Genomic DNA, 22,839 nt, shown 5'->3' with positions numbered 1-22,839 from the left:
GTGACGTATAACGCAAAAACGAATTGGAAATTTGATGAGATTGTGACGGAGAAGGATTTTAACAGGATTGAACTCGGCATCCAAGAAGCTTATAACAAGCTGGATGATTCCACTCCCGCTGCTGATCCGAACACCCTTGTTGAGCGAGATATGGACGGAAGATTTAAAGCAATGGCTCCGGTTGCTAGTGATGATGTGGCACGAAAAGCGGAAGTTGATGCGATTCGATCGGATGGAGCTAAGCCTCTCATTGTGGAAGTTAGAACATCAGATCCGGTAAATCCTGAATTGGGCCGTCTGTGGGTCCGAAGTGATCTATGATAATGAAAGGAGGGCTAAATGAATGCCGACTTTAACTTTATATCCAATTGCTGATACCGATGTGTCTAGGAATGGTGCCGACATAGATAGAGTAGTCCATAGTCCTGGAACTCTCATGGTAAACAATATGCCATACGATGAGGCAGTAGCATTTATTAAATTTGATTTGTCAGGTTTACCCCAAGGAGTTGCAATTGTATCAGCTAATCTTAGGGTTATAGTAAAAGGAATTGCTGGGTCAAATACTACTGACAATATAGGAGTGCAAAGAGTTCTAGGAGATTGGTCGGAAATGAACACAAAGTACACTAATCAGCCGAGTAGGTCTAGTACTTATCAATCTGCAATCGCCTCAAAAACGGATGGCCAAGAGGTTAATTTCGATGTTAGACAATTAATACAAGATGACGTTAATACTACAAGAGCCTATGGGTTCGGGTTGTCAAACGAGAGCCCGAATGGATACAAATTGTTTTATGCGAGGGAATCAGACAGACCTCCGGTTTTAACTATTACTTATAATAGCCCACCCAACGCACCGAGTTTGTCTTCTCCGGTCAACGGTTCTATTACAAATAATCGTCATCCTTATTTTTCGTGGTCATTTAGTGATTCTGATCCGGAAGATTACCAAACAGCCTGGCAGCTGCAAGTCTCAGCTGGAGATGGAGGGGCTTTTTCAAACATTGTACTTGATACAGGCAAAATAGGAAGCGGTCAGCAATCTTGGCAGCATGACTGGACTGAATTAGGGGATAACCAATATTTTTATCGAATTCGTACATGGGATAAGGCCGATGTTGTAAGCCAATGGTCATGGGTTCCGTGGTTCGGCATAGAAAACTCCCCGCCTACCTTTTCGGTTCCAGGCACTCAATTTAGAATAGTTCCATTGAATGAATCGTTTCAAGTAGATGCGAACAATGTTCAAGATAATTGGTCGGGAGTTCAGAAAGTAAAATTTGCTGTTTGGACCGATAAAAATGGGCAAGATGACCTTAAGTGGTACGACGGAATAAGGGACAGTAACCATTGGTATGCCCATATTCCTATAGCCGACCATAATAATGAAGAAGGTACGTATATTTGCCATGTTTATGCATATGACAATGCAGGTAATTATGCGTCTAACGGTTATAACATTGTTGTGGACAGAACTGCACCAACTGTAAGTATACGGGGTACCGATTATGTGGGTAAGTCTAGAAATATTTCCATAGAGTGGGATTACGGAGACAATCTGCTAGATCAGAAGCAATACTTCATAGAAATCGTCAATGAAGCTTATAATGCGATCTTATGGAATAGCGGTTGGATTGAAGATATGTGGGCTAGAACCTACAATCTTCCCGACATGGGCTCCGATGTCACTTACTTTGTTAGAATGGCAGTGATGGACATGGCTGGCAATATCTCTGGCCCCATCGAAGCTACGAACCGCAAAATAACGATCGATAATACGGCCCCTAAAATAGGAAGGGTTACCGGTAATAATCAAATAGATAACCCGCAGTATACGAATATTTCAAGCGAAACTTATCGGGTATGGGCACTTAACGTAACGGACGAGAGATCAGGAATAAGTCGCGTAAGATTCCCCACATGCAACGTGACGCAATCAGGTGGAACAACCTGGATATGGTATGACGGGGTTCGAGACGGAAATACGAACAACTGGTTTTGCGATATTAAGCTTGCGGATTTTGGAAATGCCGAGGGAGTGTATTATACGGATGTATACGCATACGATAATGCCGGGAATGAATCCGATCACCCTCGTGTGACAACCTCTGTCGATAGAACACCTCCAGGCGTTACAAGTGTCCAGGACTACAGTTGTACGAATCAAACGACAGGGACAAGACGTGTCTGGATTTATGGAGTCCATGATGGCGGCTCTGGCGTTTCCCGTGTGGAGACGCAGTATAAAAAACCAGGCGATAGCACGATTTATAGCGGAGGTAATGCAGGTCAATCCGGTACTGATTTTTATGTTGATGTACCTGTAAGCGTCAATGGAGAGTATACGGTCATCTTTTATCCTTATGACAGGGCGGGAAATGTGAAACAGGGTGGATATACCACATCTTTCTTCGTCGACTCCCAACGGGCTAATGACCCTAAACCGTCCGTCGTTTGGGGAACGACAATGGCAACCTTTACTTGGTTTCCATTTAACGATCCTACGCCATCCTCCGGATTAGATCGAACAGCACTCCATGTTGACCGGTGGAATGGAACCGACTGGGTTTTTGATGTCGACATAAATAACGATGGTAGCCCCGATCCATGGTATGTCCTACCGGATAAAAACCAACTTGAGCATACTGTCACCACCTTGATTCCTGGGACCCGATATCGTTACACCGTAAAACATTTCGATCAAGCTCAGAATGAAAGTGCCTATACTTATTATGAGTTTGTCACCAAGAAGAAAATAGGTGAAGTCTCGCTTGGCGGTACGACCAGTCATCTTCCGGTTTATGATATGAATTCGGGTGTACTAGGATCCAAAGAATTGCGAATCGCCCTCCCTTCCGGTACAGGTTGTTTTGAACTCGTGTCAACCTCAGATGCAAGTGCATCGGCTTTACGATTAATGACTTCCCAAGGTATCAAAGCTCTATCAAAATAAGGATCAGAAAAGTCCCGGGTATTCTCGGGACTTCTTTTTTTACCTTTGAGGTATGAAGCATCTGTACAGTTCAGTTCAACATAGGTTCACGATTAATCAATTAAGTCTAAATAGACAGAAAGGAGATTCTAAATGCATATTAAAGAGATGGTATCACTTTTAACTGAAGCAGCTCTTGGCGGCAATGTTAGAGAGTTTTCCCTTGGCGGAATTATTGCTTCTATTGGGGTTATCGTAAGTGACTATTTAGGCGGCTGGGACAATGCTATGAAGATTCTCGTGCTTCTTATGGTCATCGATTATTTCTCCGGTATGCTGGGAGCATTCAAGAACAAATGTCTTAATAGCGAAGTTATGTTTTGGGGCGGTGTCCGAAAAGGCATCGTCTTTTTTGTTATTGCTCTAGCGGCAGCGTGTGATCAGCTTATAGGTGGGCAAGCGCCTGTATTTCGAACCCTTGCATTGTATTTTTACGCTGGCCGCGAAGGGTTATCGGTTATTGAAAATCTTGGAGTACTAGGAGTGCCTATGCCAGCAGCATTAACGCAATTTTTGGAACAGCTTAGGCAGAGAGGAGAAAGCAACCGTTGAAAAGATCAGAATTCATCTCCACTATCGCCCCCATTGCCGTGAAGCTGCGCAGGGAAGGATCACCGCTATTTCCTTCGGTGCGGATAGCCCAGGCAATGCTGGAAACCGGCTGTGTGCTGCATGAGTGGAACAATCTCGTTGGCTTTAAAGTCGGCAGCGGACAGCCTAATGCCTATTGGCGTGGTCGAAGTGTTAGCACAACAACATGGGAGGTATATGACGGCATTAAAGTAGACGGAGTGCAGGCCAATTGGCGCGCTTACGATTGCATTGAGGATTGCTTTAAAGATCAAGACTTGTTATTCAACTGGAGCCGGTATGACCGGGTTCGGGCCGCTGGCTGCCCGCAGGATCAGACGAATGCACTGTATTTGTGCGGATACGCCACGGATCCGATGTATGCCTCCAAATTGAACAGTCTCATTACGAGCTGCGGGCTTGAACATTTTGATAAGGAGGCGGAAGAGCCGATGCTAGATGCTGATGTAGCCAATACGATTATCAACACGTGGATGGGGCCTGGCTGGCAAACATGCATGGACGCTAAGGCGGAAGCCGTGTCGAAAGGCGATGAAGCTGCAGCGGCGCAGCACCAGCAGCAGGCAGATTATATTCATTGGCTGGCGAATCAATTACGAAGGGCCTCAGGGCAGCCAGAGGAATAAAATATCCATTCCACTGTTCGTTATTCACAAGTTATACACATTATAAACAGGCCCGAAACCTATACTGTGTATAACTTTTGGCAAAGATATAAACATATCCACAATCCTATCTATTCACAATTCTGACTTTACAGAACAAAGGTAGATAAGTGGGTAAAGAACTCAAGCAGAGGACGGGGTTCATTGCTGCTATTGCAAAATTTAAGTATTATTTGTATTATAATATATAATACAAAACTCGGAGGTGATGAACCCTATGCTTATCTCCTTGCAACTAGATAGCGAAACTCCTCTATATGAACAGCTGCGCAACCAAATCGTGATCGGTATTGCGACAGGGGAGCTTGCGGCTCAAGAGAAGCTGCCGACCGTTCGGCAGCTGGCCGATGATTTGGGCATCAATACGATGACGGTGAACAAAGCCTATTCGATCCTGAAGCAGGAAGGCTATATTGTCATTGACCGGCGGCATGGAGCTAAAGTAAGTCCCAGGATGCCAGAGGACGCTGAACCATCCGCGCAATTAGAAGCGCAGCTTCAATTAATTATTGCGCAAGCAACGATCCAAGGGATGGACCAGTCGCGGTTCCAGACGTTATGCTCACAGATTTTTTCCAAAATGACTTACCGGCCTTCCAACGTATAAGAGAGAGGAGAGGATTGCCATACTCACGGCGATTTTATGTGGCGCAGCCATTCTCATTTTCATTGTGGTATTAACAACTTACAAGCCCCAGGCTAAATACAGCAAAGGCATGCTGTTTGCCGTTACTTTGCCCGCTCACGTGATGGACGATGCGGATATACGGGGGATTCAAGCTCGGTTCAACAAGCGGCTGACCCGAGCAAGTGTAGGAATGGCCGCGTTTATGATTCCATTGGCGCTGCTCCATGATTGGTCCGCATACCAAGTGATTTATTTTTTTGTATGGCTTGTTACTTTTCATTTATGGGTGTCTGCTCCGTTTCGTCATGCTTTCCGGGAAACACTTGCATTAAAACGTGAGAGGGATTGGTTCGTCGGCGCCAAACGGGTGCTTCGAAGCGATCTGCGTGTGGCGCATTTAAAAAACCAGCGTTCCGCGCCCCTATGGCTGTTCGCGATTCCTTTTGCCATGGCTATCGGTATGCTGCTTTGGGGAAAAGGCGATCCGAATCTGCTGGGCATCACCCTAAGCGTGTCCATCCTGACTCTCTTATTCTTTCTCGCTACACTCATGATGCGCAGAACCAAGGCGAAGGTATACAGCGCAAACAGCGAAGTGAATCTCGTCTTGAACCAGGCAAGGCGCCGGTATACGTCTTACTTGTGGTTGGTAATAGCGATTGTTGAGAGTATTCACTTTTGGCTCATTGGCTTGTTTATGACTAGCAGCAATGAACCGATGGAGGGTGTATGGGTCACAGTTACCTTGCTGTTTATAGTGGTTCCTGTAGGGGTTATCTTGTATGTGTATCGCAAGATTGCATCCTTGGAGCGGGAAACATTGGAACAGGACGGCAAAATAATCTATACGGACGACGACGAGTATTGGAGCAATGGATTTACGTACCATAATCCTCAGGACCGGAGTATTCTAGTTCCGAAGCGGGTCGGGATAGGGGAAACGGTGAACACGGGCACTTGGGCCGGAAAAATCATCGTGGGAGGAAGCATCGGGGTGGCGGCTGCTGTCATCATCGGGGTCTCGTTCATGCTGATCCGTTCCGAGCTGACCCCGCCTGTCCTAACCGTGACCGACGGGCAGAGAATCCAAATCGATTACCCGATGTATTCTTATGACTTTCAGCTGGCAGATATTAAACAAATGGACCTTGTAGATACGGTTCCTTCCGGAATCAAAACGAACGGGGAAGCGACGGATAAGCAGGCCCGCGGCCATTTTCGCCTCAAGGATCTAGGCAATGCAAGAATGTATATTTTCAAAAACAATCCGCCGTATATTCGGATCAAGCTGGATGAGGGGTACATTTTCTATAATGAGAAGGATCCGTCACAAACGAAGCAGCTATTCGAGCAAATTCAGGGACAGATAAGCAAGTAATGACCTTCTAATCGATCGGCTGCACTTGCGTGCCAGGCTCTTCCACTCGGCCGCGATACCAGCCGTTTCTTCCATTATTTTTGGCCATGTAAAGGGCTTTGTCGCAAGAAGTGTACAGCGTCTCCGGCAATGTGCGCGGCTCGGGAACGACAGTGAGAACTCCCATACTAATGGTGTATTTCATCGGTAAATGAGAGCTCATGGGTCCATTAAGCGTCTCTTTGATCTGCTGGGCAACCTCGTTGGACCGGGCTTCGTCTTTGCCGGGCAGCAGGATGCCAAATTCATCGCCGCCATAACGTACGAACAAATCGTCCGGACCAAGAATCTGCTTGATTCGGGCAGTAAGATCTTGAAGCACTTGATCCCCGGCGTTATGGCCGTAAGTATCATTAATGGCTTTGAACCAGTCGATATCGAACAGCATATAAGATAGCGGCTGTTTCCTCTTGGCATAATCGTTGAGATACTGAACTGCATGGGAAGTGAACGTTCGGCGGTTCAGCGTGCCTGTCAAATCATCATAGCTTGCGAGGCGGATCAGCTCCTGGTCCGCTTTTTCTTTTAACAGCAGAATAAATCCCGTGTTCCCCAAAATCATCACGATATAGAGAGCCAGGAACGCAATCGTCTGAAAAATTCCGGGGGTAAACAGGCTGCTCTTTGCAGGGACAAGCAGAGCAACGGTTCCTCTGACCAAAGAGGAGGCAATAACAAAAAGATAGAGGTATCCCATAATCTTCATAAGCAGGGTATGGGCTTTTACGACGACCAGCCGGTAGACGGGGAATACGATAGCTGCAGTTATAAAAGAGGAGTATGCAACTCTCCAATTTTCTTTGTTATACAAGAGTACTATCAGCTGGAATCCAAGGATACTGAGGAGCGTAACGATAAAATATATCTTTCGTGTCGCAGGGCGAAGCTCTTTTTGCAGACTCATAATGGCTAAGATCTCAAAGGACGCTCCAATAAACAGGATGGAATTGGCAAGGGATATTGACAGCAAGTCGGGAATTTCTCCGCGGAATGCCTGAAGAAACCAAGTCGCGGTCTGAGCGCATTTGGCTAAAAAGAAGGCTTTGACGGTAACCTCTTTGGTGTGATCATGCCAATAAGCGCTAATGAGGATTAAGGTAAATAAATGTCCGATGCCTAGAGCGATAAAGATTGTTTTTGCGTCCAAGAGCCAATCCATTAGGAGCCACCATCTTTTGAGGGGAAATGTCCAGCCATTTGAGTATAACAAAGTCCGGGGCTCTTATATACCTTTGTTTCGGGGCGGCTCCGCAACGGAAATGGATTTCCCGACAAAAAAAGACATCCCTATGGATGTCTCGCAGCATCACTTATTTTGGCTACAGCTGGATGGTCCCATTCGTAGACTGTGCCGACTCCTGTAAATGATAGGTTACCGCAGCTGCTGCTGCTTTCGCTTTGAATACCGTACTCATATCGAAAATGAGCAGCTTCGCCGGTTCTCCGGGAAGCCCATACTGAATGGACAGATACCGGCCTATCCTTTTCGTTGCTTCAGGAGTGAGATAGCCGTAGTTGTTGGACAAAATGGATTGCGTCACCGCAGCGGCCCCCGTGATTTTATATAGCGGCAGCTCAAAATACTTGTTTTTCCAATCTATAACAACCTTATCCGGTGTAACATATATTGCGGTCATTGCGGTCTGTGGAATTTGCGGAATGCCGTACTTATGAAGGCATGAAAAGCTGCTGTGAGCCCCCATTCGATACTGCTTCCCAAGCCGTTTGTTGTTCACATAGGTCTTAATAAGCCATATGGCGAGAGCGATGATGAACAAACCTTTGACGATAGGGAAATCGTCGACGATAGGAATTCGAAGGCCATCCTCAATGAATCGTGACAGGACGAACGCAGCCGCAAACAAGATTGCTGTGATGAGAAGGTTTTGCTTGAACCGCCCATTCCATTGGATAAGGGATAGGAGGGTTTTGAATATAAACAGCAGGAAGAAAAAAGAGAATAATCCTAAAAAGACATAAAGGATAGAAAACATGGTGCAAACATCCCTTCGGATCCTTTGGTAACATTATATTCATAATAACAGGTTGAAAATAATTGGTAAACGCTTCCTGATAGGATGATGGATAAATTTGTTGAAAAAGAAGGAAATAGGGCGGTGAGTGTAGAAATGGAGCGGATGCTGAACCTGCGCTATGTTCGTATAAGGGTCCGGCTGATTGAGAAAAGGATGTGATCGGAAATGGAAAACTCCAAATACGAAAAGCATTATTCGGAGCAAGGATTCTGGTCCAAGCTGAAAAAGCATGCGAAGGATGCCGGATCCAAAGTCGTTTACAGCGGGCTGCTCTTATACTATGCGCTTCAAAGTCCTTCTACGCCGACAAAAGCGAAGATTCAAATTTATGGTGCGCTCGGCTATTTGATCCTGCCGATTGATATCGTTCCGGATATGCTGCCTGTCGTAGGCTATGTGGATGATTTAGGCGCTTTGATGCTGGCCATTGGTGCCGTTGCCATGAACATAGACAATTCCGTTAAGCAAAAAGCCAAAGAGAAGCTGAAGGATCTTTTCGGAGACGATGCCGTCAACCACCAGGACATTATAGATATCGACGCTCACATCGTAGAATAGAGGATACTAAACAGGAAAGAGCACCGCACAGTGCTCTTTTTGCATGTGTAACGAATGTATTCAGCAATGCGTTTGTTAGTATACGAGTGATAGGATCCGATAGTCTGCCGAAACGGAAGCTGATAGGTTTCAGATTGGCTTCCCTTTTTTACCAAATAGAAAATGTTTATAATGAATGAGATAGATCCAACCATCACCGGAGGTAGAAGCCATGAGGATCAAAAAAATCATTTCCGCAGCGTGCATTGTCGTTGGAATTGCTGTGATGGCCTACCCGACGGTGAATGACCGTTACGAGAGCTATAAGCAGCAGCAGATTTTAGAGCAGTGGCAGGAAAGCTTGCAGTATCTAGATCAAGCCGGTTCAGATCCGGAGCCAGAGCAGGAACCGGTCACGGTTCCTTTGCCTGCGCCCGTTCCATTGAGTGCGGATGTGGTAGAGGTCCAGCCCGCGCCATTGAAGGCGGAACCGACCCCAGTCCCTCTATCTATCGGGCAGAAGAATGTGGAGGGTGTCCTCAAGATCGATAAGATCGACTTGAAGCTTCCTATTATCAAGAACGCAACGGCGGCGAATCTGAAGCTGTCGGTTGCCAGTATGGCGAATACAGGCAAGCCGGGAGAAATCGGCAATTATGCCATTGCGGGACATAGGAATCTTACGTATGGCAAAAATTTTAACCGCTTGGATGAAGTGACCGAGGGCGACCTCATAGAGGTAGATACGGGGAGCAAGCAGTATCGCTATAAGGTAGAAAGCAAGCAATACGTACTTCCCGAGGAAGTATGGGTGCTGAAAGGAAACGGCAAAGATCGGCAAATTACGCTAATTACCTGCCATCCTATGGAAAATCCGACACATCGCATCATAGTTAAAGGAAAATTGATAGAAGAGTGAGCATTTAGAACTAGAGAGGAAACAAATGGTATGCTATACTCATAGATAACCAAATAAGTTTTCGGTGCTTTCCACCGATAAAGGCAAATTCAGCGAAAGCTGGAGACGCAAAGCTATAGGGCCTTCCCTGGTCAAACTACCAGGATGGCAGCCAGTTACCGAAAGGAGAGTCTATGTTTCGTACATTAGGAGCATTGTTGCTGATCGCTGCGCTATTTCTGACTACGGCGCCTAAAGTTACCCATGCCGCTGCCGGACAACCTGTTCTGGATAAGAGTTCTCTGAGCAACGGGATTATTAAGGTCCATTATGCGGATCTAGAGCATAAGGCACTTGTGCGTGTAACCAAGGGCGAGGTCCAAATGGATTATAACCTGGTGGACGGGGCATCCTACCCTCTGCAATTGGGTGACGGCAGCTACCATGTACTGGTTGCGAAACAGATTTCCGACAACAAATATCAAGTGATTTTGCAGGAAAATGTCGACGTGAAGACGGTGAATGAGCAGGCCGTGTTTTTGCAGTCCATATCTATAGCGAGCTGGAACGAGACGACCAAAGCTGTAGTGGAGGCAAAGAAACTAGCCGCGAATGCTGCAACCGATGAAGATAAAGTAAAAGCGATTTATGCCTTTTTGACGCAAAACTACAAATATAGTGAGAGTAAAGCACAAACTGTAGACACAGGCTATATCCCTGACTTGGATAAGGTATACGAGGAATCCGGCGGAATATGCTTTGATTATGCTGCTACCTTCACGGCAATGGCCAGAAGCTTGGGAATCCCGACCCGATTGGTAATGGGATACGAGGTCCATGCCCCCGAGGTGTATCATGCGTGGAATCAAGTATATCTCAAGGATCTTCAAGAATGGGTCATTATCGACACCACCTATGACGCGTCCCGTGTACAAAGCGGGCAAGAGACAACTATGATAAAAAACAGTGCCGATTATGTTGTTACTGAGATCTATTAAGTAACTTCCATTCGCCTAGCCGGCGGGAAATCGCAGCCTGAAGAATCTGCATTTGATGCGGGTTCTTTTTTTTGTGCAATCGAACAGCGGCCTGTTGTTCAGAAATTATTCAGATCGGTGATTTACAATGACTTCGGTAATGAAACCGTAGAAGGATTTATGAAATTAGACTACGTGAAAGGGGTGATAAGAAGGGTTTCATTCATAGTAAGACGAGGGAAGGGAAAAACATATGTGGAGGAAAAAAACCAGTGCGCTGCTGATCGCTCTATTGTTTGTTATCCAGAGCCTATCGGGAGTCGGTTGTTTGACTCAGGCCTTTGCCTCAGGCACTATTACCGGCAACATCATCAACAGCGTAACCATGACGGTATACGACAAAGCAGGACAAGTCGTCACCGGCAATGTATACGAGCAGGGCTCCAAGGTCCGATTGGATTACACCTGGTCCTTGCCTGACAACCATGGTTACCACAGCGGGGATACCTTTGCCTTCACGCTGCCGCAAGCGTTCTTGCTCTTCAATGATATCAGCGGGCCATTACGGAACGGTGATGAAGACATAGGAACGTTCAAGGTCAGCAAGGACAGTCACCAAGTGCTCATGACCTTCAACAGCTATATCGAAAGTCATAGCCAGGTGCGGGGGACCCTCACCATTGACACGCAATTCGACATCAAGACAGTAACAGGAAGCACGACGCAAGTTATTAAAATTCCGGTTCAATCCGGAGAGCAGGTATTTACCCTTATCTTTAAGCCTAACGTCACATCGACCATCGGAAAAAGCGGTGTTCCTCAAGGCTTTAACCCTAAGAACATCGATTGGACGATTGATGTGAACAAGTCGCTGGACTCCGTGCAGCATGCGGTTGTCACCGACCCTATGCCGGCAGGCCTGGCGGCACCGGTAACGGTTGCCGTTTATAGCCTTAATGTAAACCTGGACGGCTCAGTAACCCAAGGCTCCTTGGTTGACGCCGGCAAATACAAGGTGGACACGGCAGGAAATGTTCTGCAAGTAAGCTTTACGAATAACCCGATCCAAGGTGCATACCGGATTCAGTATACGACTCCGATCACGGATTCCGGCGTAAGAACGTTCGTGAATACGGCAACGTTTGAAGGAAGCAACAAGCCGGCCTCTCAATCTGAGGCGACGGTGACCATCCAGCGCGTGAGCGATCTGGACAAGCATCCTTCCAAGTATGACCAGGCTGCACAAACGATCGATTGGGCCATCCAGTACAACTACAACGAGAAGTCCATAGCACAATCAGAGGCCTATTTATTCGATTCTTTCAATGACTCGCAAGAATTGGTTACCGGCTCTTTCCACGTATATCCTGTAACGTTGGATGCTACCGGCAAGGAGCTTCTGGGCACGGAGCTGCCTGCCTCGGAGTATACGGTAAGCCCTGTAGCTGCCGCCGCGGGTAAAGCAGGCTTCAAGCTGCAGTTCAAGCATCCGGTGACATCGGCCTACAAGATTACGTATCAGACGAAAGGCGTCAACCGTGTGATTGACGATGCCACGATAACGAACAATGTTTATTCGGGCAGCGGGACTTCCGCAAATCCGTCCAAGCAGGATATCAAGCAAGCGGTTATCGTGAAAAGCGTTGGATCCGTGGATTATGCCGCCAAGACCGTCGCATGGAAGCTCACCATTAATGGCGACAGTCAGCCGATGAGCAGCATCAAGGTGACGGACACCTTCCCTAAAAAAGGGCTGCGCCTCATTCCTGATTCGCTCGTTGTGAAAGCCAAAGACGGCACGGTGATTCCGGCAGCCCAATATGCTGTGGACAGCAGCGTTCAACCGGATCAAGGGTTCATATTGAATTGGAAGGACCCTCTTACGGAGCCTGTCACGGTAAGCTACACGACGGAATTCCATGCTGATTGGATCAGTCCTGCGGGGAGCACGATTAGTTTTATTAATGAAGCTCAAATCGACTGGATGGACGACGCTTCAAACGCAAGGACGAAAAAGGTTACCGCAACCTTCACTCCAAGAAATGAAGTGAAGCAAAACGGCTTCAAGAATGGTTCTTATAATGCTTCGTCTAAAGAGATCACGTGGACGGTAGGTGTCAATTACAATGGGAAAGCCGTTGCGGATGCCGTGATCGAGGATCTATTGGAATCGAAGCAGAAGCTGGTTGAAGGCTCCCTTAAGCTGTATAATATGACGATTCCTCCGAACGGAAACCCGTCGAAGGGGACGGTAGTCGATAGCACGTATTACAGCTATACGGTCGATAGCAGCAACAAGCTGGCCGTGAAGTTCTTACAACCGATCTCGACTCCGTATTATCTTGTCTTCAATACAAGTCTTGATGGAGAGCTGATAAGCAGCAGTGTCAGCAACACAGCGCAATTGTTCGACGGTACGAATCCTGTTTCCGGCAAGCTGACCGCTTCCGTAACTATCCCTCGAGGGGGAGAGTATGCAAGTAAAAACGGTAAGCAGGACGGGGACAAAATTAACTGGACGATCTACATTAACCGCGGGCAATCAACCGTTGCCGATGCCAAAATCATCGACACGCCTACGGATAACCAGCTGCTGTTACCGGATACCTTCCACTTATATGCCACAACAGTTGCGGCTGACGGAAGCCTGACCAAGTCGTCGGAGCTAGTGAAGGGAACGGATTATACGGTTGTCTTCCATACCGATGCTAACGGGAAGCAGACATTTGAGCTAAGCTTCAAGAACGAGATCCGTTCTGCTTATATTTTGGAGTATCAGTCGCTCATCGTTGCCAAGGATCAGGAAACGGTGTCCAACAAAGTCAGCTTCAGCGGCAACAACGTAAGAACGGTGACCCAAGAAACGACACAAGATATTGTGGTCGGTGTCTCCAGCGGGTCGGGTACAGGCAGCGGTAAGAGAGGCTGGCTGACCATTGAGAAGACAGATTCCGCTGATAGCCGGTTGCATTTAAGCGGCGCTACGTTCGACTTGTATCGGAAATCGGGCTCAGAATTACTGTATATTCAAACCCAGACAACAGATGCAGCGGGAAAAATCATATTTCCTAACCTGTACACCGGGGATTACGCCATAAAGGAAAAGGCGGCTCCAGTGGGATATGTTTTGGATACAACGATACATTTTGTAACTGTAGACTCTACAAATAGTAACATATTGCGCATATCGAATGTGAAGACATCAACTCCGCCGGTAAAGCCGCCAGTTGATCCTCCGGTGAAACCGCCGGTAACACCACCAGTAACACCACCAGTAACACCACCGGTAACACCGCCTGTGACGCCTCCGGTGAAACCGCCGGTTGATCCACCGGTGACGCCTCCAGTAACACCGCCAGTAACTCCTGGCGGCGGATCGTCGGATTCCGATTCCGGTGACTCGTCGGAGCCGACGAAGCGGCCGGATTCTACCGGGACGCCGGGTTCCTCAGGACCTGGATCGACAACGACGCCGGAAGCTTCAGCGAAGCCAGATCCTGCATCGGCACCTGGAGAAAAGCCAGGCACAGAACCAAAGCCAGAGACTCCTGCAACGCAGGAAGTGCCGAACCAGGATATGGCGATAGAAGGTAATATCAAGGTACCTCTGGGAGGCTCCCCGACTAGTGATGGGGATAACAACCAGCCGCAGGGGAACGAAAAGGCAACGTTAAATGCGGATGGAACGCTTGTAGAGACACTCCCCGTAACCGGGGAAGCCAGTCATCTATACGTGCAGCTGGCAGGCTTCCTATTGATAATCCTGGGCGCAGCCCTAGGCCGGAAAAAGGTATTGAGAAGCAAATAAGTCAGTTGATTCTAGTATGGCATAGGTATGCCTGGCTGGGGTGACCCGGCAGCGCATAGATCAAGACGAGGCAGCGGCCATTTCCCTGTATCTGGTGGGGAGATGGCCGCTTTTTTTTTGTTGACAATCCAAATCCTTGAAGTTACAATCATTAACGATAATGATTCTCATTTTCATAAATTATGAGACGTAAGGAAGGCAAATGAGATGACCTCCGAGGCGAAAGAGTTATATACCCAGAGTTTGGATATTGCATATGACGATCGACCGATCGTGAACGACTTGAATTTGTCGATCCCCATCGGCAAAATTACAGCGCTTGTTGGCTCCAACGGATCCGGCAAGTCCACTATTTTGAAGACCATGGCGAGGATTACCCACCCCAAGAAGGGACAAGTATGGCTGGACGGAAAGTCCATCCACGAACAGCCGACCAAAGCAGTGGCGAAGCAGCTCGCTATCCTGCCTCAGAATCCTACGGCTCCTGACGGATTGACCGTGAGCGAGCTTATTTCCTATGGACGGTTTCCGCACCAGAAGGGCTTCGGCTCCCTCGGCAAGGAAGACTGGGATGTCATCCAGTGGGCGCTGGATATTACAGGGATGACGGAGTTCGCCGATCGTCCGGTGGATCAGCTGTCCGGCGGGCAGAGACAGCGCGCCTGGATTGCCATGGCATTGGCTCAGAAGACGGACATATTGTTCCTTGATGAGCCGACCACGTTTTTGGACATGGCTCACCAGCTGGAAGTGTTGAAGCTCCTCCAGAAGCTCAATGCGGAGGAAAACCGAACGATCGTCATGGTGGTCCACGATTTGAACCATGCGGCCCGCTATGCCCACCACATGGTCGCGATTCAGCAAGGCCGCGTCGTCAGCGAAGGGCCGCCGGAGCAGGTCATGACGAAGGACGTCCTTCGTCAAGTATTCGGGATCGAGGCGGATATTTTAACAGATCCCCGTACGGGCGTTCCGCTCTGCCTGCCCTTTGAGCTGTTTATTAAAAGCAAAGGAACGGCTGCCACATGAATCCAGGCTTCTTACATAGGGTGTTCAAGCAGAATCGGACCCGGGTGAAGGGCTCGGTGTTTGGTATTGTCCTGCTTTTATCGATTGCCGCTCTCGCATGCTCGATGTTTCTGGCCATCTCGTTCGGCGCGAAAGAGATGACCATCGGAACCGTATGGACCGCCGTCGCTCAATATAATCCGGCCTTGACGACGCATCAGATTATTCACGAGCTGAGGCTCCCCAGGGTGATTGCCGCCGCTGTCATGGGTGCGGCTTTCGCCGTTGCCGGAGCTTTAATGCAAGGCGTCACGCGCAATCCGCTGGCGGATGCGGGGATTCTTGGAGTCAATGCGGGTGCGACATTCATGGTGGCACTTAGCTTCGCGTTTTTTCCGAACGTGCCGTACACCGCCTTGGTGCTGCTGTCGTTTGCGGGAGCGTCCTTGAGCACCCTGTTTATTTTTGCGCTCAGCTCTACGACGGCCGGAGGCTTAACTCCTCTAAGGTTGACCATTGCGGGCGCTGTCGTTGCAGCCTTGCTGCATTCTCTCAGCTCCGGGGTCGCTATCTATTATCAGTTAAGCCAGGATCTGGCTTATTGGTATGCGGGCGGCGTAGCCGGCGTCAAATGGTCACAGCTTAAGCTATTAGTGCCCATCATTACGGTGACGATCCTTTGGACGCTGCTGATGAGCCGATCCCTATCGTTAATCTCCTTAGGAGACGAGGTGGCCGTTAACCTTGGGGTCAAAACGAAGCGGGTAAGGATCTTAGCCATGATAGCAGCCTTGATTCTGGCCGGAGTTTCCGTATCGGCTGTAGGCTCAATCGGTTTTGTCGGCCTCGTGATTCCGCATATTTCCCGCAGGCTCGTTGGCGTCGATTATCGGTTCGTTATTCCGGTGTCCGCCGTACTGGGTGCGGTCCTGCTGGTATTTGCCGACTTGGGAGCACGGATGGTTAACCCGCCAAGAGAGCTGGCTATCGGCGTGATGGTTGCTCTTGTAGGCGTTCCCTTCTTCCTTTATCTGGCCCATAAAGAAAGGAGGAGCTTATAGCCATGCAGCACCTGCGCGCAAGAGAGAAGAAAGCGGTGAACGTCGGTTTTATCTTAATCCTCATTTGTTTAAGCGCGGTCATTATCAGCTTAAACACAGGCTCGATTCGGCTGTCTCCGGCAGCGGTAATCCAAACGCTGATTGGACGGGGTAGCCCGGACGATACGATGGTTTTGTTCGATTTTCGGCTGCCGCGTATTTTAATCACCATGCTGGCCGGGATCGGGTTGGGCATTACGGGCGCCATTTTGCAGGGGCTCTCGCGCAATGCATTGGCGGACCCCGGTATTCTCGGCATTCATGCCGGCGCTTCGCTAGGCCTTATTGTTTTTGTGACTTATTTTAATACGATGACGGGCGCGATCGCGCTTCTGATCCCGTTATTCACGTTTGCAGGAGGCATGATAACGGCGGTACTCATTGTACTGCTGTCGTATGACCGCCAGAAAGGCTGGCTGCCGGTCCGTTTAATCTTAATCGGAATCGCTGTATCAGCGGGCTTTAGCGCGGCTACGCTCTTCTTGTCGCTAAGTCTTGACGATAAGACATACGCCTTTGCCTCCAGGTGGTTGATCGGCAATGTCTGGGGGAAGGATTGGGTCCATGTGTATGCGCTGCTTCCGTGGATCGTAATCCTTGTGCCTTATGTGTTCTCCCAATCCAAGCAGCTGAATGCCTTATCGCTTGGCGATGAGCTGGCTGTCGGGATCGGGGCTTCGGTACGAAGACAGCGGCTCCTGCTGCTGACCGCAGCGGTCGCCTTATCGTGCGCCAGTGTGGCGATGGTAGGGGGCATAGGCTTTATCGGCTTGGTGGCACCCCATCTGGCACGCCGCCTGGTGGGTCCGATGCATCAGCATATTTTGCCTATCTCAGGCTTGATCGGTCTTGTCATTCTGGTGGTGGCCGATACGATCGGAAGGTCCGTCTTCCAGCCTAACGCGATTCCGGCAGGCGTCGTAGTTGCCGCTGTCGGCGCGCCGTACTTCCTTTATTTACTCCGCAAGACCAAATAATAGCCCAATAAGGAGACGTTATGAAAAAGACACTATGGGTATGCAGCCTTATTCTTGTTCTGATTTTATCCGCGTGCGGCACCAATGCTCCCCAGCCAAACAAGGAAGCAGCCGGGGAAAAGCCCGCCGAAAATAAAGAGCCGCGGATTGCCTCGTTATCTATCCATTTGACGAATCATCTGCTGGCTCTCGGCATCACTCCCGTCGGTTCTGTTGTAGGCGGGGATCTAAAAACCTTTTTGCCCCATGTCGCAGATCGTCTGAAGAATACGAAGCAGCTGGGGGTTGCGACGGAGCCGGATATGGAGGCCTTGCTCGCCTTGAAGCCGGATGTTATTTATATCGATAAGCAGTATGCCGGAGACATCGCCAAATACGAAAAAATCGCCAAAACCGTTTCCTTCGACCTGGACGAGGGAACCTGGAGAGATACGTTAAGAAAGGTCGCCAAGCTCGTTAACCGCGAACAGCAGGCGGAGGATTTCCTCAAAGAGAATCAAGCCCAGGCGGAGCGGGTCAAAAAGCTGATTCAAGGCAAAATCGGCGATGGTACGGTTATGGCGGTACGCGTAACGGCCAAGGAGCTGCGGGTGTTTGGGTTTAGACGCCCGATGGGGCCGATGCTGTTCGAGGATTTGGGTTTGAAGCCTGCCAAAGGGGTCGAGAAGATCAGCAAAGACAAGTCTTATGAAGTGATTTCGCAGGAAGTGCTTCCCGATTATGATGCGGATGCGATCTTTGTCATCGTCAATAATGAGGACGGGGCCAAAAAATTGTATCAGCAGCTGCAGTCCAGTCCGATCTGGCAGGGGCTAAAAGCGGTGAAGGCCAACCATATCTATCCGATTCCCGATCAGCCATGGCTGGACTACTCGGCGATGGGAAATAAAATGTCCTTAGATTACGCGGAAAACATGTTTTCGAAATAAGTTTGGAGAAAGCACCTGACAGGTGCTTTTTTTAATCGTGTAGGAAACTTGTAAAGTTAATGGTTTCATGCTGCTTTTCTTACCAACGGTCATTTTACTTTAATATTTGGGTGCGGGGCCTCTTACCAAAATCACATGTCCATTATCCCGAAGATGCCGAGAGTACCTGCGAGGTGCTCTCTTTTTCTATACGATCTAGGTATTATTCCCTATAAAAGTTCACGAAGATTTCCTATTCATTCTATGGAATAATCTTACTAGCTCAACAGCTATCGACACTATTTGTGAATCTATGATATCATTTAGTTCTTGATAAAGTGGTAACGTAGTAAAGTAAAATTAGTAAAAGGTGGTTCTTAATAGGATGAAACGTTTAGCAGCTATGGCCTTGGTACTTACCGCGGCAATATCAATCTTTACAGGATGCTCTGCTGGGAAGGAAGCCTCTTCCGCTTCGGGGGATAACAAGAAACTGGTTATTGGTATCGACGACAAGTTCGCGCCTCTAGGCTTTAGAGATGAGAAGAATGATATCGTCGGTTTTGATATCGACTACGCGAAAGCGGCAGCAGAGAAAATGGGGACAACCGCCGTTTTTCAACCGATAGATTGGAAAACGAAAGAGTCGGAGCTAAGCAGCGGTCGGATCGACCTGATCTGGAACGGATACACCATTACCGATGAGCGCAAGCAAAAGGTATTGTTCACCAAGCCTTATTTGAAAAATGCTCAAGTAGTTGTCACACTGGCCAAATCGAATCTGTCCAAGCTGGATGACCTGACCGGCAAAGTCGTCGGGCTTCAATCTCTTTCTTCTGCGGCGGACGCTTTGGATGAAAGTCCGCTCAAGTCCAAGGTGAAAAATGTGACGGAATACGCGGACAACGTGCTCGCCCTTAACGATTTGAAAATCGGCCGTGTGGATGCGGTAGTTATCGACGAAGTTGTCATTGACTACTATATGTCGAAGGAGAAGGGCACCTTCAAGCTGATGAATGAGTCGCTGGCGCCTGAAGAATACGGAATCGGCGTGAAAAAAGGCAACGAAGCGCTGCTGCAGAAGCTGCAAAAGGCGCTGGATGAAATGAATCAGGACGGCACCGCAGCGAAAATTTCACAAAAATGGTTCGGCGAAGATAAAGTATTGAAGTAACACTTCGGATGAAGATAAGCGAGAACGGATTTCTTTCGGGGAATCCCGTTTTGCTTTTGGGGGAGTTTTTCTATGTCTTTGGATAAATGGATCTCAATGATTAAACCGATGCTGGAAGGCGCTCAAATGACGGTCCTCCTGTTTCTGATTGCGATCGTAGTATCGATCCCGCTGGGGTTCCTGCTTACGTTAGCGGTCAAAAGCAGCAGTAAGCCGTTATCCTGGCTCGCTCACACGTATATTTACGTTATGCGCGGTACGCCGCTGCTGCTCCAGCTGCTGGTCATCTGCTTCGGTCTTCCGATGATCCCGGGAATCGGCGAATATTTGGTGCTGGACCGGTTTACCGCAGCCTGCGTAGGCTTTATTCTGAACTATGCGGCTTATTTTGCGGAGATTTTCCGCGGGGGCTTGCTGGCTATCGATAAGGGCCAGTACGAGGCCTCCCAGGTGCTTGGCTTCAGCAGATGGCAGACGCTGTCGCGGATTATTATGCCTCAGATGGTTCGGGTCGTCCTGCCGTCGGTATCGAACGAATCCATCACGCTGATCAAGGACACTGCGCTGCTGTATGCCGTTGCGGTTCCCGATCTCTTGCACTATGCCCAGACTGTGGTGAACCGCGACTTTACGATCGTTCCTTTCTTTGTCGCAGGTATCATTTATTTGATCATGACGCTTCTGTTGACGGTATTGTTCAAATGGCTGGAAAGAAGATTTAAATTTGAATAAAAGGACTGGCTGATGTGGCTATCATAGAAGTATCCAATCTTACGAAATCCTACGGCACTCTGGACGTGCTGAAGCAAATGTCGTTTCAGGTCAACAAGAACGATGTCGTTGCGGTCATCGGTCCTTCCGGCTCGGGAAAAAGTACGATGCTCCGCAGTCTGGTCCATCTCGAAGAGATCAACGGCGGTACGATCAAGATCCATGGGGAGACGCTGGTCGATAACGGAGTCTACGCCAAGCCCCAGGAGATCAAACGGATCACGGCCAGGATGGGAATGGTATTTCAGCATTTCAATCTGTTTCCTCATCTTACGGTCAAGCAAAATTTGGAGCTGGCCCCGAGAATCGTCAAAGGGGAGTCCGCCTCGGACATCGCCAAGCGCAGCTCGGAGCTGCTCGCCAAGGTCGGCCTGTCCGGCCGCGAGTCACAGCTTCCGTCGAAGCTTTCCGGCGGGCAGAAGCAGCGTGTCGCTATTGCCCGGGCCTTAATGATGAATCCGGACATTTTGCTGTTTGACGAGCCTACCTCGGCATTGGACCCCGAGCTGACAGGCGAGGTGCTGCAGGTAATGAAAAATCTTGCCGAAGAGCACATGACGATGATTGTCGTTACTCACGAGATGGGGTTTGCCAAGGAAGTGGCTAACCGGGTCATGTTCATGGATCAGGGAGAAATTATTGAATCCGGCTCTCCGGAGCAAATCTTCGTCCATCCGCAGTTCGACAGGACCAGGGCATTCTTGAATCACAGCCTGAAATAAGGGATAAGCACGGGCCATCGGGCCGGTGCTTTTTCTTTTGGTGCTGAGCAAGATGAAAGCGCATCCAGAGAATGAATAGAATTATGATATTTTTGGATAGCAATCTGTTATCTCCTCTCCTTTATGATGAGAATGTGCCATGTATGCAGTGGTTGGGGTACTCAAGCCAGGCAAGGTCTGTTTTCACAGCCTTCGTCTGCCGGGAAGGACTCACGGAGCCGTCTGGAAGCCTTCGACAGAGAACACCTGATGAAGTAAAGAGGGGAGTCTATATCATGACAAAAAGAAAACGCTTACTATTATCTTCGCTGATGGCCGCTGTTTTGTTAACGACAGCAGCATGCGGCAGCGGTGGAGTAACGAAGGAATCCGAGCCTGCCAAAGGTCAGGACAATGTAAAACGCGAGCCCGTCGAAATAACGTTTTACCGCCCGAATAACGGAACGACGGAAGAGCAGTTTATGGATTTGATGGGGAACGCGATCAAGGAAAAGTTTCCGTTCGTTACACCGAAGTTTATCCCTTGGGGGAATGGAACGAAGATGGAAGAGGTTATCTCGGCCGGAGTGGATATGGACATTATCCTCCTGTCTATCGGCTACTACCCGCAATTTCAGAACCTGAATTTGTCAACCGATTTGACGGAGTACATCAAGAAAACCAATTACGATACGAGCCGTCTGGAAACGACGACCTTCGATTTTATTAAGCAGTTCGGCAGCGGAGGCAGAATCGACTCGCTTCCGATCTTTACTACGGCGGAAGTCCTGATGTACAACAAAGATATTTTCGATAAATTCGGCGTGCCTTACCCTAAGGAAGGCATGACCTGGGATGACTTGTACGAGCTGGCGAAGCAGGTATCGCGTACGGACGGAGGCGTTCAATATTACGGTTTCCTGACCTCGGTCAGCCATATGCTGAACACCAACCAGCTGTCGCTGCCGTTTGTTGACAGCAAAACGAATCAGCCTGCGATAAATACGGAGCCGTACAAGCGCATGGCCGAAAATTTCGCGCGTTTTTACAATATTCCGGGAGCGGAACTACCGAAGGAAAAGTACGGCAAAGAAGCGGATATGTTTACAAAGGATAAGAACCTTGCCATGTACGCCTACTTTAACAGTACTATGGTCAACGCCGCGAAGGATATGAATATGGATGCGGTACCTCTCCCGACCTTTAAGGAAGCTCCGGGAGTCGGATCTCAGATGTACTCGACCTTCGCCAGCGTTTACAGCAACAGCAAGCATAAGGATATCGCCTTCGAAATATTGGCGTACCTGACATCGGATGAAATGCAGGTGAAGTTTGCCAAGGATGGCACCGGAATGCCGATTGTTAAAAATACAAAGCTGCTCGATTCGTTCGGTCAAGACTTGCCGCAGCTGAAGGGCAAAAATATTAAAGCGTTCTACCCGGCTAAACCGGCGCCTGTATCGCCCAGAACGATTTATGACGACCTGGCGTCCAAATATGCCGTTACGGCGCTTAGGGAGGTCGCACAGAAGGTCAGCGACGCGAATACCGCATTCCGCAAGGCGGAGGAGCAAGCCGCCAAGGATATTCAAGCAGCTATGAAAAAGTGACAAATGCTTGGACGTCCCCCGGCAGGGAGCGACGCTTG

At 48.7% G+C, this 22,839-nt stretch carries 20 protein-coding genes and 1 riboswitch; of the genes, 18 read left to right on the top strand and 2 right to left on the bottom strand.

All coding sequences use genetic code 11. From position 1 onward, the window contains the following. The 6 genes from GGC63_RS17620 (at position 1) to GGC63_RS17595 (ending at position 6,257) form a co-directional block, all read left to right on the top strand. The gene (locus GGC63_RS17620) at positions 1-321 is read left to right on the top strand and encodes a hypothetical protein (protein WP_192703390.1); all 321 of its coding nucleotides are present in this window, start codon (positions 1-3) and stop codon (positions 319-321) included. Between the two features lie 22 nt (positions 322-343). Further along, positions 344-2,956 carry a DNRLRE domain-containing protein gene (locus tag GGC63_RS17615; protein WP_192703389.1) on the top strand — a complete coding sequence of 871 codons (2,613 nt, stop codon included), beginning with the start codon at positions 344-346 and terminating at the stop codon, positions 2,954-2,956. 132 nt (positions 2,957-3,088) lie between these two features. Next, positions 3,089-3,547: a holin family protein gene (locus GGC63_RS17610; RefSeq protein ID WP_192703388.1), complete on the top strand. Its 459-nt coding sequence runs from the start codon at positions 3,089-3,091 to the stop codon at positions 3,545-3,547. Then, complete coding sequence (locus tag GGC63_RS17605) at positions 3,544-4,212, top strand: glycoside hydrolase family 73 protein (RefSeq protein ID WP_192703387.1); 669 nt, start codon at positions 3,544-3,546, stop codon at positions 4,210-4,212. Before GGC63_RS17610 ends, GGC63_RS17605 begins: the two co-directional genes overlap by 4 nt. 256 nt (positions 4,213-4,468) lie before the next feature. Further along, on the top strand, positions 4,469-4,858 hold the full coding sequence (locus GGC63_RS17600; RefSeq protein WP_192703386.1) for a GntR family transcriptional regulator: 390 nt from the start codon (positions 4,469-4,471) through the stop codon (positions 4,856-4,858). A 64-nt stretch (positions 4,859-4,922) separates the two neighbouring features. Beyond that, positions 4,923-6,257, top strand: a complete 1,335-nt coding sequence (locus tag GGC63_RS17595) for a DUF5808 domain-containing protein (protein WP_318781073.1) — start codon at positions 4,923-4,925, stop codon at positions 6,255-6,257. A gap of 7 nt (positions 6,258-6,264) precedes the next feature. On the opposite strand, the gene GGC63_RS17590 is transcribed toward GGC63_RS17595, so the two are convergent. Both GGC63_RS17590 and GGC63_RS17585 read right to left on the bottom strand, forming a co-directional pair. After that, positions 6,265-7,455: a GGDEF domain-containing protein gene (locus GGC63_RS17590; RefSeq protein ID WP_192703385.1), complete on the bottom strand. Its 1,191-nt coding sequence runs from the start codon at positions 7,453-7,455 to the stop codon at positions 6,265-6,267. Positions 7,456-7,615: 160 nt separating this feature from the next. Beyond that, entirely contained in the window at positions 7,616-8,290 is a 675-nt protein-coding gene (locus GGC63_RS17585) for a hypothetical protein (protein WP_192703384.1), read from the bottom strand. A 207-nt stretch (positions 8,291-8,497) separates the two neighbouring features. On the opposite strand from GGC63_RS17585, the gene GGC63_RS17580 reads away from it, so the two are divergent. The 12 genes from GGC63_RS17580 to GGC63_RS17525 all read left to right on the top strand — a co-directional run bounded on the left by GGC63_RS17580 (position 8,498) and on the right by GGC63_RS17525 (position 22,801). Further along, on the top strand, positions 8,498-8,890 hold the full coding sequence (locus GGC63_RS17580) for a YkvA family protein (protein WP_079914729.1): 393 nt from the start codon (positions 8,498-8,500) through the stop codon (positions 8,888-8,890). Between the two features lie 211 nt (positions 8,891-9,101). Next, positions 9,102-9,788 carry a class D sortase gene (locus GGC63_RS17575; protein WP_192703383.1) on the top strand — a complete coding sequence of 229 codons (687 nt, stop codon included), beginning with the start codon at positions 9,102-9,104 and terminating at the stop codon, positions 9,786-9,788. A gap of 72 nt (positions 9,789-9,860) precedes the next feature. Beyond that, positions 9,861-9,951: riboswitch (cyclic di-GMP riboswitch) on the top strand. 10 nt (positions 9,952-9,961) lie between these two features. Further along, positions 9,962-10,765 carry a transglutaminase-like domain-containing protein gene (locus GGC63_RS17570; protein ID WP_192703382.1) on the top strand — a complete coding sequence of 268 codons (804 nt, stop codon included), beginning with the start codon at positions 9,962-9,964 and terminating at the stop codon, positions 10,763-10,765. Between the two features lie 232 nt (positions 10,766-10,997). Further along, positions 10,998-14,552 carry a collagen binding domain-containing protein gene (locus GGC63_RS17565; protein WP_192703381.1) on the top strand — a complete coding sequence of 1,185 codons (3,555 nt, stop codon included), beginning with the start codon at positions 10,998-11,000 and terminating at the stop codon, positions 14,550-14,552. Positions 14,553-14,759: 207 nt separating this feature from the next. After that, positions 14,760-15,581: an ABC transporter ATP-binding protein gene (locus GGC63_RS17560; RefSeq protein WP_192703380.1), complete on the top strand. Its 822-nt coding sequence runs from the start codon at positions 14,760-14,762 to the stop codon at positions 15,579-15,581. Positions 15,582-15,685: 104 nt separating this feature from the next. Continuing rightward, positions 15,686-16,621 (top strand): FecCD family ABC transporter permease, encoded by a 936-nt coding sequence (locus GGC63_RS17555; protein WP_225948307.1) that lies wholly within the window; start codon positions 15,686-15,688, stop codon positions 16,619-16,621. 2 nt (positions 16,622-16,623) lie between these two features. Further along, a complete protein-coding gene (locus GGC63_RS17550) occupies positions 16,624-17,637 on the top strand; it encodes a FecCD family ABC transporter permease (protein ID WP_192703378.1) in 1,014 nt (337 codons plus the stop codon). 20 nt (positions 17,638-17,657) lie between these two features. Continuing rightward, positions 17,658-18,566 carry an iron-hydroxamate ABC transporter substrate-binding protein gene (locus tag GGC63_RS17545; protein ID WP_079914736.1) on the top strand — a complete coding sequence of 303 codons (909 nt, stop codon included), beginning with the start codon at positions 17,658-17,660 and terminating at the stop codon, positions 18,564-18,566. A gap of 364 nt (positions 18,567-18,930) precedes the next feature. Beyond that, on the top strand, positions 18,931-19,719 hold the full coding sequence (locus GGC63_RS17540) for an amino acid ABC transporter substrate-binding protein (RefSeq protein ID WP_079914737.1): 789 nt from the start codon (positions 18,931-18,933) through the stop codon (positions 19,717-19,719). A 72-nt stretch (positions 19,720-19,791) separates the two neighbouring features. After that, positions 19,792-20,451 (top strand): amino acid ABC transporter permease, encoded by a 660-nt coding sequence (locus GGC63_RS17535; protein ID WP_192703377.1) that lies wholly within the window; start codon positions 19,792-19,794, stop codon positions 20,449-20,451. A gap of 14 nt (positions 20,452-20,465) precedes the next feature. Beyond that, entirely contained in the window at positions 20,466-21,212 is a 747-nt protein-coding gene (locus GGC63_RS17530) for an amino acid ABC transporter ATP-binding protein (RefSeq protein ID WP_318781072.1), read from the top strand. Between the two features lie 275 nt (positions 21,213-21,487). Continuing rightward, a complete protein-coding gene (locus GGC63_RS17525) occupies positions 21,488-22,801 on the top strand; it encodes an ABC transporter substrate-binding protein (RefSeq protein WP_192703376.1) in 1,314 nt (437 codons plus the stop codon). Positions 22,802-22,839: the final 38 nt, after the last annotated feature.

The sequence above is a fragment of the Paenibacillus sp. OAS669 genome, assembly GCF_014873645.1.
GTDB lineage: Bacteria > Bacillota > Bacilli > Paenibacillales > NBRC-103111 > Paenibacillus_S > Paenibacillus_S vulneris.
Note: the sequence above shows the minus strand (reverse complement) of the source record. Positions and strands in the feature narration are given on the sequence as shown.

What these genes read in the sequence shown, in the direction of transcription:
- GGC63_RS17615 (WP_192703389.1), top strand. Translation starts at nt 344, where the DNA reads ATGCCGACTTTAACTTTATATCCAATTGCTGATACCGATGTGTCTAGG.
- GGC63_RS17540 (WP_079914737.1), top strand. Translation starts at nt 18,931, where the DNA reads ATGAAACGTTTAGCAGCTATGGCCTTGGTACTTACCGCGGCAATATCA.
- GGC63_RS17575 (WP_192703383.1), top strand. Translation starts at nt 9,102, where the DNA reads ATGAGGATCAAAAAAATCATTTCCGCAGCGTGCATTGTCGTTGGAATT.
- GGC63_RS17565 (WP_192703381.1), top strand. Translation starts at nt 10,998, where the DNA reads ATGTGGAGGAAAAAAACCAGTGCGCTGCTGATCGCTCTATTGTTTGTT.
- GGC63_RS17585 (WP_192703384.1), bottom strand. Translation starts at nt 8,290, where the DNA reads ATGTTTTCTATCCTTTATGTCTTTTTAGGATTATTCTCTTTTTTCTTC.
- GGC63_RS17600 (WP_192703386.1), top strand. Translation starts at nt 4,469, where the DNA reads ATGCTTATCTCCTTGCAACTAGATAGCGAAACTCCTCTATATGAACAG.
- GGC63_RS17525 (WP_192703376.1), top strand. Translation starts at nt 21,488, where the DNA reads ATGACAAAAAGAAAACGCTTACTATTATCTTCGCTGATGGCCGCTGTT.
- GGC63_RS17570 (WP_192703382.1), top strand. Translation starts at nt 9,962, where the DNA reads ATGTTTCGTACATTAGGAGCATTGTTGCTGATCGCTGCGCTATTTCTG.
- GGC63_RS17535 (WP_192703377.1), top strand. Translation starts at nt 19,792, where the DNA reads ATGTCTTTGGATAAATGGATCTCAATGATTAAACCGATGCTGGAAGGC.
- GGC63_RS17550 (WP_192703378.1), top strand. Translation starts at nt 16,624, where the DNA reads ATGCAGCACCTGCGCGCAAGAGAGAAGAAAGCGGTGAACGTCGGTTTT.
- GGC63_RS17560 (WP_192703380.1), top strand. Translation starts at nt 14,760, where the DNA reads ATGACCTCCGAGGCGAAAGAGTTATATACCCAGAGTTTGGATATTGCA.
- GGC63_RS17610 (WP_192703388.1), top strand. Translation starts at nt 3,089, where the DNA reads ATGCATATTAAAGAGATGGTATCACTTTTAACTGAAGCAGCTCTTGGC.
- GGC63_RS17555 (WP_225948307.1), top strand. Translation starts at nt 15,686, where the DNA reads ATGTTTCTGGCCATCTCGTTCGGCGCGAAAGAGATGACCATCGGAACC.
- GGC63_RS17580 (WP_079914729.1), top strand. Translation starts at nt 8,498, where the DNA reads ATGGAAAACTCCAAATACGAAAAGCATTATTCGGAGCAAGGATTCTGG.
- GGC63_RS17590 (WP_192703385.1), bottom strand. Translation starts at nt 7,455, where the DNA reads ATGGATTGGCTCTTGGACGCAAAAACAATCTTTATCGCTCTAGGCATC.
- GGC63_RS17545 (WP_079914736.1), top strand. Translation starts at nt 17,658, where the DNA reads ATGAAAAAGACACTATGGGTATGCAGCCTTATTCTTGTTCTGATTTTA.